This window comes from Variovorax sp. (assembly GCF_965279555.1).
In the GTDB taxonomy this organism is placed as follows: Bacteria; Pseudomonadota; Gammaproteobacteria; order Burkholderiales; family Burkholderiaceae_C; genus Variovorax.
The window spans coordinates 4,733,318-4,745,578 of sequence record NZ_OZ257247.1 but is presented as its reverse complement, the minus strand read 5'-3'; the positions used below and the strand labels follow the sequence as shown (position 1 = coordinate 4,745,578).

Genomic DNA, 12,261 nt, shown 5'->3' with positions numbered 1-12,261 from the left:
AAAGCATGAACTTCCCGCGCGCACTGCTGACCGGCATTCTTGCCGTGACTGCCGCCACCGCTACCACCGCCGCACTGGCGCAGGCCGGCGACTTTCCCAGCAAGCCCGTGACGCTGGTCACGCCGTTCGCGGCCGGCAGCGGCCCCGACGCGGTGCTGCGCCTGGTGTCCGACAAGCTCTCGCGCCTGTGGAACCAGCGCGTGCTGATCGACAACAGGCCCGGCGGCGGCGGCTTCATCGCCATCGACCAGGCCCGCCGCGCCGCGCCCGACGGCTACACGCTGCTGCAGCTCGACAGCGAGCACATCGCCGCGCTGCCGCACCTGTACAAGTCGAAGAACTTCGTGACGCTGCAGCACTTCGACCCGGTGGCCTCGCTGTTTCGCACGCCTTTCTTCGTGGCGGTGGGCACAGACTCGAAGTGGAAGAACATGGCTGACCTGATCGCCGCCGCCAAGGCGGAGCCGGACGCCATCGTCTATGGCTCGTGGGGCGTTGGCAGCCCCGGCCACCTGGGCGCGCAGCAGCTCGAGGCGCTCACCGGCATCCGCATGCGCCACGCGCCCTACCGCGAGGTGTCGCAGCTGTATTCCAACGTGGGCACCGGCGAAGTGCCGTGGGCCTTCGCGAGCATTCCGTCGAGCCAGGGCATCTACAAGGCCGGCAAGCTGCGCTACCTGGCCGTCGCGGCGCCCCGGCGCATTCCGCAGATGCCCGACGTGCCGACCATGGCCGAGGCCGGCGGCCCGGCTTCGCTGGATGTCAATTCGTTCGTGTCGCTGCTCGCGCCCAAGGGCGTGCCGGCGGCCGTGAAGGCGAAGATCAACGCCGACGTGGCCAAGGTCATCGCCGATCCCGAGATCCGTGCCCGCTTCGACACCTTCGCCTTCGAGCCGCTGGCCTGGTCGCCCGAGGAAATCGAGCGCAATGCCGAGGCCAAGTCGAAGGTGTATGGCGAGCTGGTGCGCAGGGGCAACATCAGCCTCGATTAGCGCGGCCCGTGCCTTGCCCAGCGCTTCGCTCGGCAGTTAAGCTGGCCCTCTTTGTTTTTTGACAACTTTTTCACACTTTTCTCCATGCAAGCTACCAAGAGAGCCCTCCTGATTGCCTGCGGCCTGGCCGCTGCCACCGTGCTGCCGATGACCGCCAGCGCGCAGAACGCCGCCTGGCCGACCAAGCCGATCCGCCTGCTGGTGGGCTTTCCCGGCGGCTCCACGCCTGACATCGCCGCGCGCACCATCGCCGAGCCGCTGTCCAAGGCACTGGGCCAGCCGATCGTGGTGGACAACAAGGCCGGTGCATCGGGCAACATCGCTGCCGACCAGGTGGCCAAGGCCACCGACGACCACACGCTGGGCATCGTCATCAACGGCAACCTCACGTCGTCGAAGATGCTGTACGCCAAGCTGCCGTACGACCCGGTCAAGGACTTCACCTACCTGTCGCTGATCGCGACCGCGCCGCTGGTGCTGGTGGCGCAGAACAACCTGCCCTCGGGCGCCGCCTTCTTCGACGCGGGCCGCAAGGCCGGCGACAAGTGGAACTACGGCTCGGTGGGCATCGGCTCGGTCGGCCACCTGGGCATGGAGCTGCTCAAGACCCGCGTGCCCGGCTTCAAGCCCGAGCACGTGCCCTACCAGGGCAACCCGCAGGTCATCACCGCCATGCTGGGCGACCAGGTGCAGATGGGCCTGATCCCGCCGGGCGTGGCCATGCCGCAGATCAGGGCCGGCAAGCTCAAGGCCATCGGCCTCACGGGCGGGCGCAGCGCGCTGGTGCCCGAGATCCCGCCGCTGTCCGAAGCCGGCGTGAAGGACTTCAACCTCGAAGTGTGGGTGGCGCTGCTCGGTCCGGCCAACCTGTCGAAGGCCGCGCAGGCGCGCATCAGCCGCGAACTCGAAGTGGTCATGAAAGACCCGGACGTGCGCCGCAAGCTCTTCGAGCAAGGCTGGCAGGCCGTGGGCACATCGCCGGACGGCATGCGCACGCGCGTGAACGAAGAGGCGGCCATCATGACCAAGATCATCTCGGCCCGCGGAATCAAATTGCAGTAATGACGACAGTCCAGACCTTGCACGAACCGGCACGCGAGCTGCCGGTCTTCGGCGAATACGACGTGGTGGTGGTCGGCGGCGGCCCTGCCGGCATTGCCGCCGCCGTGAGCGCGGCGCGCCACGGCGCCAGCACGCTGCTGGTCGAGCGCTATGGCTTTCTCGGCGGCATGGGCACGGCCGGCGGCGTCACCAACTTCGCGGGCCTGTACGGCAAGCGCAAGGGCGAGATGACGCAACTGGTGCACGGCGTGGTCGACGAGTTGATCGAGCGGATCGCCGGGCTCAACGGCATGAACCAGCCGCAGAACGGCATGGGCGGGCGCATCTGCGTGCGCTCGTACGACACCTCGGCCTACAAGCTGGCCGCCGACCAGTTGCTCGATGCGGCAGGCGTGAAGCTGCTGTTCCATGCGTATGCGGCCGCGGTGATCCGCGACGGCAACCGCATTGCGGCGCTGGTGGTGGAGACCAAGTCGGGCCGCCAGGCCATCCGCGCCAACGCCTTCATCGACGCCAGCGGCGACGCCGACGTGGCCGCCTTCGCGGGCGTGCCGTTCGAGGTGGGCGACGGCCACGGCAGCGGGCTGTTCCCGACCACCATGTTCCGCATCGGCCAGGTCGACGCGCCGGCCGCGCTGGAAGCGGTGGGCGAGTTCAAGGCCATCAACGACTTCATGGCCCGCGCCGATCAGCAGAAGCCGGGCGTCTACAAGTTCCCGCGCGAAGGCGCCATCCTGCGGCCCAACAAGGACCCGCGCGAATGGCGCGCCAACGTCACGCAGATCCGCAACGCCCAGGGCCGCGCGATGAACGGCGTCGACGCGCGCGAGCTGACCGAAGGCGAGCTCGAAGGCCGCCGCCAGATCAGCGAGTACTTCAAGTTCCTGAAGGCCGAGGTGCCGGGCTTCGCGCAGTCGGCCATCGTGGAAATCGCGCCGCAGGTCGGCATCCGCGAGACACGGCGCATCCAGGGCCTGTACGCGCTCGGGCGCGAAGACATCCTGTCCTCGGCCAAGTTCGACGACAACATCGGCCTGAATGCCTGGCCGATGGAAATGCACGCCGACGGCCGCATCGAGTGGGCCTTCCCGCGCGACGAAGACAACGCCTACAACCACCTGCCGTGGCGCATGCTGGTGCCGCAGGAGGTCGACAACCTGCTGGTGGCCGGCCGCTGCGCATCGATGACGCACGAAGGCCAGTCGGCCGCGCGCGCGAGCGGCGGTTGCTTCGTGATGGGGCAGGCGGCGGGCACGGCGGCGGCGTCGCTGGGCGGCGGCGCGTTCGCCGGCGTGGACGTGGCGGCCCTGCAGCAGAAGCTGGCGGCCGACGGCGCGGAGCTCGACCGCTGAACGCGCCGGGCGCGCCAATCGCGCCAATCGCGCGGATGGCTCGGATTGCTCGGATGGCGCTAGAGTCCGGGGCTTGATGAACTCGAACCCCGGACGAACCGTGCACTTCCCTTCGTTGTCGACCCCCGCGCGTCGCACCCTCCTGACGCTGTCCTGCGCCGCCATCGGCCTCATGCTGGCCGGCTGCGCCAGTACCCCCGAAGGCGAGCCCGTGCACGGCAAGGACCGGCTGCTGAGTTTCTTCGCGGCCAAGGACGGCCGCAAGGTCGCCATTGCCGGCGAGAACTACCACTACGTGTTCGACGGCGATCCGTCGGTGGCCGCGCTGCTGCGCTGGGAAGGGCGCACCAAGGTCACGCCCGCGCTGCTCGGCGAGTTCAAGGTGGCGCGCAACCAGAGCTTCGAGGGCCAGTACGTGCTGATGGCTTTCGACGCCGACCTGACGCCCGAAGACCGGGCCTTCCTGATCCAGACCGGCTTCGCGAAGACCGACGCGAAATACGGCGACCGCACCGGCCCGGGGCTGCGCTACTTCGGTACCGTCTATGGCAAGCGCTATGCGGCGGCGCCGCTGAAGTCGGCCGACACGGTCGACTTCTCCCGGCGCCAGTACCTGGGCTACGTCGAGCAGGAAACGCTCAGCGCCCCCTTCAGCAAGGCCGCGCCTTCGCCGCTGGTGTATGCCGACGACGGCTCGCTGCTGCTGGCCGGCGTGCCGGTGCGCGTGGTGCAGGGTGGCACGGACTACGGCTGCCGCGCCCGTCTCATGGGCATGTGCTTCTACAAGTAGTAGCGGCAGCTGAAGGTGGGGCTGCTGACCGGCCCGCGACAGCTGGCGGGCCCGGGCTTTGCTATGGTGGAGGGTTGCTTCCAGTCCGCTTCGACAGCCTTCCCCCGATGACCACCGACTCCGCCACCGCCTCCCGCCTCGTCGACGAACTCGTCGCGCTCATGCAGCTCGAACCCCTGGGCGGCGACCGCTTCCGGGCCCGGAGCGAGGACATCGGCACGCCCGCCGTCTTCGGCGGCCAGGTGCTGGGCCAGTCGCTCATGGCCGCCAGCCTCACGGTCGGCGCCGAGCGCCCTGTGCATTCCATGCACGCCTACTTCCTGCTGCCGGGCGAGCATGCGCCCATCGAATACAGCGTAGACCGCGTGCGCGACGGCCGCAGCTTCACCACCCGCCATGTGGTGGCGCGCCAGCAGGAGCGCATCATTTTTGAAATGTCGGCCTCGTTCCAGACCGTGGACGAGGGGGTCGAACACCAGTTCGACATGCCCGCCGTGGCCGGCCCCGAAGGCCTCGTCAGCGAACTCGACCAGCGCATCGCCCTCGGCGACCGCCTGCCGGAGCCCTGGCGCAGCAAGGCGATCCAGCCGCACGGCATCGAGTACCGCCGCGTCGATCCCGAGGACCTGATGGCGCCGCTGCCGCGCCCGGCCTCCGCGCAAAGCGCCATCTGGATGCGCGCCATCGCGCCGCTGCCAGACGACCCGGTGGTGCACCGCGCACTGCTGGCCTACGCCTCCGACCACGGCCTGCTGCGCGCCGCGATGCTGCCGCACGGCCTGAGCTTCATGAGCGGCCAGGTGCGCCCCGCCAGCCTGGACCACGCGATGTGGTTTCACCGCGATTTCCGCATGGACGACTGGCTGCTGTACGTGCTCGATTCGCCCAGCGCCGGCGGCGCGCGCGGCCTGTGCCGCGGCAGCCTCTATGCGCGCGACGGCCGCCTGGTGGCCTCGGCCGCGCAGGAAGGCATGCTGCGCATCAGGAAGCCGGGGACGGCGACGACTCGCTCGTGAGCGCGGCCTGCTGCAGCCCGTCGCGGCTGCGTTCGCCCAGCAGCCGCTGGTAGTTGTCGCGCAGCAGGATGCCGGCGTAGTACACATGCTCGCGCATCAGCTGCTCCGCGCGCGCCGCGTCGCCTGAAATCACGGCCTGCACGATGCGGTGGTGGTCGTCGTGCGAGCGCAGGATCACGCCGTGGTCGTGCCACAGCATGATGCGGTCCGACGCGAACGGCACCGCCTGCGCCTGCGCGCCGAAGCGCACGATCCACTGGTTGCCCGCGCCATGCATCAGCGCGTTGTGCAGCCGCACGTTCATCTGCTGGTAGGGCGCGAGGTCTTCGGCCAGCAGCTTCCCCTTCGCAAGTATTTCGTCGCCCTCGCGCAGGCACTCCTGCAATAGCGCGGCGGTCGGCTTGTCCACGCCCAGCGCGGCAAAGCGCCTGCAGGCCAGCCCCTCCAGCACAGCGCGCACCTCGTAGGCCGCGAGGATGTCCTCGAGCGCGAACGAGCGCACCAGGTAGCCCTTCTTCGGCTGGTGGTCGATCAGCCCTTCCATCGCCAGCGCGGCCAGCGCGGCGCGCACCGGCGTGCGCGACACCTTGAGGGTCTCGGCGATCGGCACTTCTTCCACGCGCATGCCCGGCTGCAGCCTGCCTTGAAGGATCCAGGTGCGCAGTGTCTCTGTGACTTGTTGGGAGAGTGTGTCCATGTCAAGTATACATGATGCCAGTGAAAGTCAGAAATAAGGCGGGATATCAGGGAAAACGAGGGCTTCGAAAAGTGTTCATGTATACACAATGCGGCCCTCGATCAACTTTAACGCCGCCTCGACGCGGCCCGGAGACCTTGCAGCCCATGGCGGAACATCATGCACAACCTCACGGCCGGCTGGCCCTCGTGACCGGCGGCGGCCGCGGCATCGGCGAGGCCGTGTGCCGCCGCCTCGCGGCCAGCGGCTTTCGCGTCGTGGTGGCCGACATCGACGGCGACAACGCCCGCGCCGTGGCCCTGTCGCTCGGCGAGGGCCACCACTTCCGCCAGTTCGACGTGAGCCAGGAGGCCGCGGTCGAAGCCGCGTTCGACGACATCGAGACCGACCTCGGCCCGGTGGCCGCGATGGTCTGCGTGGCCGGCATCCTGCTGATGCCCGGCGGCGAGCGTTCGCCGATCAAGGACACCACGCTCGAAGACTGGGAGCGCACCTTCGCCGTCAACGCGCGCAGCGTGTTCCTCTGCGGGCGCGCCTACCTGCGCCGGCGCGAAGCCAAGCCCGTGGCGCACGGGCGCATCGTCACCTTCGGCTCGGTGGCGGCGCAACTGGGCGGCTACCGCTCCAGCGCCACCTACATCGGCGCCAAGTCGGCGGTGCTCGGCCTCACGAAGGCGATGGCGCGCGAATCGGCGCACCTGGGCGTCACGGTCAATTCGGTGGCGCCCGGCCTGATCGACACCGACATGCTGCGCGGCACCGTGCGCAGCAGCGGCGCGCTCGACGCGGCCGCCGCCAGCATCCCGCTCGGGCGCATCGGCACGGTGGACGACGTGGCCGGCGCGGTCGACTACCTGGTGTCGGAGCAGGCGGCGTACATCACGGGCAACGTGATCGACGTCAACGGCGGCTACCGCATGCAGTAACGGCGGCGCAGGTCTTTCACCCTTTCATTCCAACGGAGACAGCTCATGAAAAAGAACTTCCTGATTTCGGCACTGGCCCTGGGCGCGGCGCTCTGCGCGACGGCGCCCGCCGCGCTCGCGCAGGCCGAGCCCGGCCTGACCGACAAGACCATCAAGATCGGCATGTTCTCGCCGATGTCGGGCGCGTCCATGAACTACGGCTTCGACGTCATCAACGCCGCGAAGATGTACTACGACAAGATCAACAAGGAAGGCGGCGTGAACGGCCGCAAGATCGAGCTCGTGGTGGAAGACGACCGCTGCAACGCCAACGACCTGCTGGCCGCGGTGAAGAAGCTCACCGAGCAGGACCAGGTGTTCCTGCTCAACGGCGGCTCCTGCTCGGCCGCCGTGGTGGGCGCGCGCGAATACGTCGAGCGCGCGAAGATCCCGCTGGTGATGCTCAACGCCTCGGGCGACGGCGCGCTGTATCCGCCGTCGAAGTACATCTACGGCGCGTTCTCCATCTCGCAGCATGCGGTGGGCGGCTCGATGGTGCAGTTCGCGAGCGAGCAGCTCAAGGCCAAGAAGATCGGCTACATCAACCACGACGACGCCTACGGCGGCTGGAACCTCGAGTCGGCCCAGGCGCAGGCCAAGGCCCTGGGCGGGGTCGACCTGCAGGTGCAGTCGGTCAACCCGAACATCACCGACGTGACGGCGCCCATGCTGAAGATCAAGGCCGCCAACCCCGACGTGCTGCTGCTCACCACCTATGCGCGGCCGGTGAGCCTGATCGTCAAGCGCGCCTTCGAGCTGGGCTTCAACAAGCCCATCGTGCTGGCCGTGAACTCCACCGCCGACCTCAAGCAACTGGTGGAAAACGTGGGCAACAAGGATGCCTTCAAGAACGTCTACATCCAGGAAGTGCTGGCCGACGTTCCCGGTGGTCCCAAGCTCAAGTGGGTGTACGACATGTACAAGGCCTCCTACCCCGACCTGGCCTCCAAGCCGGGCCATCCGCAGGCCTACATGCCCTACGGCATTCCGCCCGCGATGGCCGTGGTCAACGCACTGAAGGCGGCCGGCCCCAACCCGACGCGCGAGAAGGTGCTCGCGGCGCTGTCGACGATGAAGTTCGACTCCGGCGTGATGGCCGGCCCGATCGAGTTCGGCCCGCAGGACCACGCGGCGCAGGAATCGGCGATCTACATCAAGTTCGACGGCAGCAACATGGCGCTGGTGCCGGGCAGCTACAAGAGCGTGTGGCAGTACAAGCCCTGACGGCCGGCGCGACATGAGTCTTTCCGACATCTGGCTGTTCGTCCAGCAGGGCGTGCTGTCCGGCATCGTCACCGGCAGCGTCTACGCGCTGCTCGCGGTGGCGATCGTCATGGTCTTCAAGACCACCGACGTGCCGAACTTCTCGCAAGGCGAAATCTTCATGGCCGGCGGCTACGCCGCGCTCTTTCCGCTGGTGGTGTGGGGCTGGCCCTACTGGGCCGCCGTGCTCGCGAGCATCGTGGTCACCGCCTTGCTCGCCGCGGCCTTCCAGCGCGTGGTGATGCAGCGCGTGACCGCCTCGCGCGGTGTGGGCGTGCAGCTCGTCATTGCCACGCTCGGCTTTGCGTACCTGCTCAAGGGACTGGTGCGCAAGACCGGCCTGGGCGACACGCCGCGCTCGCTGCCGTCGCTGGTGCCGCAGGACCCGATCATGATCGGCCAGGCCTCGCTCACGCTGCTCGACCTGGCCATCTTCGGCTCGGCCGTGGTGGTGATGGTGCTGCTGTATCTGATGTTCACCCGCACCCGCACCGGCCAGGCCATGCGCGCGGTGGGCATGAACCCGCGCGGCGCGCAGATCGTGGGCGTGAAGCTCGGCACGATCCGCATGAAGATCTGGGCGCTCACGGGTGTCATCTCGGCCATCTCGGCGCTGCTCATCACGCCCAAGATCCTCATCACGCCCGACATCGGCCACATCGCGATCCTGGCCTACGCTGCGGCCATCGTCGGCGGCTTCACCAGCCTGCCGGGCGCGGTGGTCGGCGGCTTCATCATCGGCATCGTCGAGAACCTGGTGGGGCTTTTCATTTCGTCCAACGCCATCGTGGTCGCGCCCTTCGTGGCGATCATGGTGGTGCTGCTGGTGCGTCCGCAAGGGCTGCTCGGCGGCAAGCCTCAGGTGAAGAAGGTATGAGCGCTTCGACAGTTTCGTCCCCGTGGTGGGACCGCGCGGTGCTGCTCGGCATGGCCGTGGTGCTCGCGGTGCTGCCCTTCACCACCAGCGGCTATGTGCTGTACGTGGTCAACCTGCTGATGGTGTTCTCGGTGCTGGCGCTGGGCATGCACCTGGTCATCGGCGAGACGGGCCAGTTCGCGCTGTCGCACGCGGCCTTCTTCGGCATCGGCATCTACACGGCCGGGCTCATCAACAACCAGTGGCAGCCGCCGTTCTTCGTGTCGATCCTCGCGGGCGCCGTGCTGTCGGCCGCACTGGGCTGGGTCATCGGACTGCTGGCGCTGCGCATGCGCGACATCTACCTGGCGCTGGCCACCTTCGCCTTCGGCGAGGCGATGCAGTGGGTGTTCCTGAACTGGGAATCGGTGACCAACGGCTCCAACGGCCTGCAGATGAAGCCGGCCGCGCTCGGCGGCTACCAGCTGCTCAACGACCTGCAGGCATACCCCTTCGTGGTGGCCATCGCGGCGCTGATGCTGTGGCTCACGGTGGCGCTGTCGCGCTCGCGGCTGGGCTCGTCGTTGCGCGCAGTGCGCGAGAGCGACGTGGCGGCCATCGCCATGGGCGTGAACACGCGCGCGGTGAAGGTGACGGCCTTCGTGCTGTCGGCCGCCTTCGCGGGCGTGGCGGGCGGCATGTACACGCTGTTCACCTCGTTCATCCATCCGGAGAGCCTGGGCTTCCAGACCACCATCCTGATCCTCACGATGGTGGTGGTGGGCGGCCTGGGTTCGGTGCGCGGCGCGGTGGCCGGTGCCATCGTGTTCGGCCTGGCGTCGGAGCTGCTGCGGCAGGCGCCGTCGTACCAGGAAATCATCTACGGCGGCATCCTCATGCTCTTCATGATGTTCCTGCCCAAGGGCATGGCGTCGCTCTTCGCGGCGCGCCGCAAGCCGCAGCGCGCGACTTCCGTGGCCGTGGCGGAGAAGCACGCATGAGCGCCACTGCATTCCTCGACGTGCGCGACATCAGCGTGGTGTTCGGCGGGCTGAAGGCGGTCAACGGTCTCTCGTTCCAGGTGGAGCAGGGGCGCATCCATGCGCTGATCGGGCCGAACGGCGCGGGCAAGTCGACCACCTTCAACTGCATCTCGCGTTTCTATACGCCCAGCAGCGGCAGCGTGACCTTCGAAGGCCGCGAGCTCACCAGCGTGTCGCCGCACCGCATGGCCTCTCTCGGCATCGCGCGCACCTTCCAGAACCTGGAGCTGTTCGCAGAACTCTCGGTACTCGAGAACGTGCTGCTCGGCACGCACTCGCGCGGCGCCGCCACGCTGGGCCGGCTGCTGCGCCGCCCCGACCGCGAGACCGAAGACTTCGCGATGCACCTGCTGGAGCGAGTCGGCCTGGCCGACGAGCGCCATCAGCCGGCGCGTGATCTCGACTTCGGCCGCCAGAAGCTGCTGGAGCTGGCGCGCGCATTGGCCATCAAGCCGAAGCTGCTGCTGCTCGACGAGCCCGCGGCCGGCCTGCGCAACCGCGAGATCGAAAGCCTCGACCGGCTGCTCAAGGAGCTGGTGGCGCGCGACGGCATCACCGTGCTGCTGGTCGAACATGTGATGCAGCTGGTGATGTCGATCTCGGACCGCATCACCGTCATGGCCTTCGGCGAGAAGATCGCGGAAGGCACGCCGGCGGAAATCGGCAGCAATGCGCGCGTGATCGAAGCCTATCTTGGCAAAGGAAGTGGAAAAGGAGCCGCGCATGGCTGAAGCACTGTTGTCCCTGCGCGCCATCTCGGCCGCCTATGGCCGCATCCAGGCGCTGTGCGGCGTGTCGGTCGACGTGCCCGAGGGCGAGATCGTCGCGCTGCTCGGAAGCAACGGCGCGGGCAAGACCACCACGCTGAACTGCATCTCGAACCTGGTCGACTGCACGCACGGCGAAGTGCGCCTAGACGGTGAGCGCATCGACCGGCTGGGCTCCGACGCGCTGGTCAAGCGCGGCATCGTGCAGGTGCCCGAAGGCCGGCAGGTGTTTCGCGACATGAGCGTGCGCGAGAACCTCGACCTCGGTGCCTACCTGCGGCGCGACCGCGCGGGCATACGCAACGATCTCGAATCGGTCTACACGATGTTCCCACGCCTGAAGGAGCGCCAGCACCAGATGGCCGCCACCTTGTCGGGCGGCGAGCAGCAGATGCTGGCCATCGGCCGCGCGGTGATGGCGCGTCCGCGCGTGATGCTGTTCGACGAACCGTCGATGGGCCTGTCGCCGCTGCTGGTGGAGCAGATGTTCGGGATCATCGAGCGCCTGCACCGCGAACAGAAGATCACGATCCTGCTGGTCGAGCAGAACGTGCAGCTTGCGCTGGCTGTGTCGAGCTACGGCTACATCCTGGAGAACGGCGAGATCTCCTTGCACGGACCGGCTGCCCGGCTTGCAGATGACGAAGCGGTGCGCCGCGCCTACCTCGGCGTTTGACGCCGCTTCCCAGAAAGAAAGTTCATGCTCCTCAAAGACAAACTCTCGCTCGTCACCGGCGCCGCGCGCGGCCTGGGCGAAGCCATCGCGCGCCGCATGGCGGCCGAAGGCGCGCATGTGCTGGTGGTGGACCGCGACCTCGAAGTCGCGCAGAAGGTGGCCGCATCGATCCGCGAAGCCGGCGGCCGTGCCGATGCCGAGAGCGTCGACGTGAGCGATGCGGCGGCGGTCGACGCGCTCGCGTTGCGCGTCGCGGCGTCGCATGGCGACATCGACGTGCTGGTCAACAACGCGGGCATCTCCGCGCGCTCGAAGTTCGACGAGCCCGGCGCGCGCGAAGCCTGGGACCGCGTGATGTCGGTCAACCTGCAGGGCGTGTTCAACGTCACGCAGTCCTTCGTGCCAGCGCTCAAGCGCACGCAGGGCAACATCGTGAACCTGTCGTCCATCGTGGCCTTCGGTGCCGGCATCTCGTCGGCCGGCTATGTGGTGGCGAAGGGCGGCGTGCGTTCGCTCACGCAGGTACTGGCGCGCGACCTCGCGCCTTACGGCGTGCGAGTGAACGCGGTGGCGCCGGGCCTCATGGTCACGGACATGACGGCCGGCCAGCGCGAGACCGACCACGGCACCGACTGGTACATGAGCCGCGTGCCCATCAAGCGCCACGGCGAGGCCGACGAGATCGCCGGGCCGGTCGTCTTTCTTGCGTCCTCGATGGCCAGCTACGTCAATGGCGTGGTGCTGCCGGTCGATGGCGGCTACCTGGCGGTCTGAGCACCGCC

At 68.2% G+C, this 12,261-nt stretch carries 13 protein-coding genes; 12 read left to right on the top strand and 1 reads right to left on the bottom strand.

All coding sequences use genetic code 11. The annotated features are described in order from the left end of the window. Nucleotides 1-5 precede the first annotated feature (5 nt). The 5 genes from ACQY8B_RS22180 (at nt 6) to ACQY8B_RS22160 (ending at nt 5,212) form a co-directional block, all read left to right on the top strand. Entirely contained in the window at nt 6-992 is a 987-nt protein-coding gene (locus tag ACQY8B_RS22180) for a Bug family tripartite tricarboxylate transporter substrate binding protein (protein ID WP_422088678.1), read from the top strand. An 84-nt stretch (nt 993-1,076) separates the two neighbouring features. After that, nucleotides 1,077-2,054, top strand: coding sequence for a Bug family tripartite tricarboxylate transporter substrate binding protein (locus tag ACQY8B_RS22175; RefSeq protein WP_422088677.1), 978 nt, complete (start codon nt 1,077-1,079; stop codon nt 2,052-2,054). Then, nucleotides 2,054-3,406: an FAD-dependent oxidoreductase gene (locus ACQY8B_RS22170; protein ID WP_422088676.1), complete on the top strand. Its 1,353-nt coding sequence runs from the start codon at nt 2,054-2,056 to the stop codon at nt 3,404-3,406. The genes ACQY8B_RS22175 and ACQY8B_RS22170 overlap by 1 nt, the downstream gene beginning before the upstream one ends. 100 nt (nt 3,407-3,506) lie before the next feature. Beyond that, entirely contained in the window at nt 3,507-4,196 is a 690-nt protein-coding gene (locus tag ACQY8B_RS22165; protein ID WP_428744986.1) for a hypothetical protein, read from the top strand. A 107-nt stretch (nt 4,197-4,303) separates the two neighbouring features. After that, on the top strand, nt 4,304-5,212 hold the full coding sequence (locus ACQY8B_RS22160) for an acyl-CoA thioesterase (RefSeq protein WP_422088674.1): 909 nt from the start codon (nt 4,304-4,306) through the stop codon (nt 5,210-5,212). Here the strand turns inward: ACQY8B_RS22160 and ACQY8B_RS22155 are convergent. After that, complete coding sequence (locus ACQY8B_RS22155) at nt 5,178-5,909, bottom strand: GntR family transcriptional regulator (protein ID WP_422088673.1); 732 nt, start codon at nt 5,907-5,909, stop codon at nt 5,178-5,180. The genes ACQY8B_RS22160 and ACQY8B_RS22155 overlap by 35 nt on opposite strands. 146 nt (nt 5,910-6,055) lie before the next feature. Between ACQY8B_RS22155 and ACQY8B_RS22150 the strand changes: the two genes are divergently transcribed. The 7 genes from ACQY8B_RS22150 to ACQY8B_RS22120 are packed head-to-tail and all read left to right on the top strand — an operon-like array spanning nt 6,056 to nt 12,253. Next, a complete protein-coding gene (locus ACQY8B_RS22150) occupies nt 6,056-6,835 on the top strand; it encodes an SDR family NAD(P)-dependent oxidoreductase (protein ID WP_422088672.1) in 780 nt (259 codons plus the stop codon). Nucleotides 6,836-6,880: 45 nt separating this feature from the next. After that, nucleotides 6,881-8,098 carry an ABC transporter substrate-binding protein gene (locus ACQY8B_RS22145; protein ID WP_422088671.1) on the top strand — a complete coding sequence of 406 codons (1,218 nt, stop codon included), beginning with the start codon at nt 6,881-6,883 and terminating at the stop codon, nt 8,096-8,098. 13 nt (nt 8,099-8,111) lie between these two features. Beyond that, nucleotides 8,112-9,014, top strand: a complete 903-nt coding sequence (locus ACQY8B_RS22140) for a branched-chain amino acid ABC transporter permease (RefSeq protein WP_081270710.1) — start codon at nt 8,112-8,114, stop codon at nt 9,012-9,014. Continuing rightward, the gene (locus ACQY8B_RS22135) at nt 9,011-9,994 is read left to right on the top strand and encodes a branched-chain amino acid ABC transporter permease (protein ID WP_422088670.1); all 984 of its coding nucleotides are present in this window, start codon (nt 9,011-9,013) and stop codon (nt 9,992-9,994) included. Before ACQY8B_RS22140 ends, ACQY8B_RS22135 begins: the two co-directional genes overlap by 4 nt. After that, entirely contained in the window at nt 9,991-10,767 is a 777-nt protein-coding gene (locus ACQY8B_RS22130) for an ABC transporter ATP-binding protein (RefSeq protein ID WP_422088669.1), read from the top strand. Before ACQY8B_RS22135 ends, ACQY8B_RS22130 begins: the two co-directional genes overlap by 4 nt. Continuing rightward, nucleotides 10,760-11,479: an ABC transporter ATP-binding protein gene (locus ACQY8B_RS22125; protein ID WP_422088668.1), complete on the top strand. Its 720-nt coding sequence runs from the start codon at nt 10,760-10,762 to the stop codon at nt 11,477-11,479. The genes ACQY8B_RS22130 and ACQY8B_RS22125 overlap by 8 nt, the downstream gene beginning before the upstream one ends. A 24-nt stretch (nt 11,480-11,503) precedes the next feature. After that, a complete protein-coding gene (locus ACQY8B_RS22120) occupies nt 11,504-12,253 on the top strand; it encodes an SDR family NAD(P)-dependent oxidoreductase (RefSeq protein ID WP_422088667.1) in 750 nt (249 codons plus the stop codon). Nucleotides 12,254-12,261 lie beyond the last annotated feature (8 nt).

Excerpts from the sequence above, each read along its gene's own strand:
- ACQY8B_RS22125 (WP_422088668.1), top strand. The coding sequence starts at position 10,760 with ATGGCTGAAGCACTGTTGTCCCTGCGCGCCATCTCGGCCGCCTATGGC.
- ACQY8B_RS22145 (WP_422088671.1), top strand. The coding sequence starts at position 6,881 with ATGAAAAAGAACTTCCTGATTTCGGCACTGGCCCTGGGCGCGGCGCTC.
- ACQY8B_RS22175 (WP_422088677.1), top strand. The coding sequence starts at position 1,077 with ATGCAAGCTACCAAGAGAGCCCTCCTGATTGCCTGCGGCCTGGCCGCT.
- ACQY8B_RS22150 (WP_422088672.1), top strand. The coding sequence starts at position 6,056 with ATGGCGGAACATCATGCACAACCTCACGGCCGGCTGGCCCTCGTGACC.
- ACQY8B_RS22160 (WP_422088674.1), top strand. The coding sequence starts at position 4,304 with ATGACCACCGACTCCGCCACCGCCTCCCGCCTCGTCGACGAACTCGTC.
- ACQY8B_RS22120 (WP_422088667.1), top strand. The coding sequence starts at position 11,504 with ATGCTCCTCAAAGACAAACTCTCGCTCGTCACCGGCGCCGCGCGCGGC.
- ACQY8B_RS22155 (WP_422088673.1), bottom strand. The coding sequence starts at position 5,909 with ATGGACACACTCTCCCAACAAGTCACAGAGACACTGCGCACCTGGATC.
- ACQY8B_RS22140 (WP_081270710.1), top strand. The coding sequence starts at position 8,112 with ATGAGTCTTTCCGACATCTGGCTGTTCGTCCAGCAGGGCGTGCTGTCC.
- ACQY8B_RS22135 (WP_422088670.1), top strand. The coding sequence starts at position 9,011 with ATGAGCGCTTCGACAGTTTCGTCCCCGTGGTGGGACCGCGCGGTGCTG.
- ACQY8B_RS22130 (WP_422088669.1), top strand. The coding sequence starts at position 9,991 with ATGAGCGCCACTGCATTCCTCGACGTGCGCGACATCAGCGTGGTGTTC.
- ACQY8B_RS22170 (WP_422088676.1), top strand. The coding sequence starts at position 2,054 with ATGACGACAGTCCAGACCTTGCACGAACCGGCACGCGAGCTGCCGGTC.
- ACQY8B_RS22180 (WP_422088678.1), top strand. The coding sequence starts at position 6 with ATGAACTTCCCGCGCGCACTGCTGACCGGCATTCTTGCCGTGACTGCC.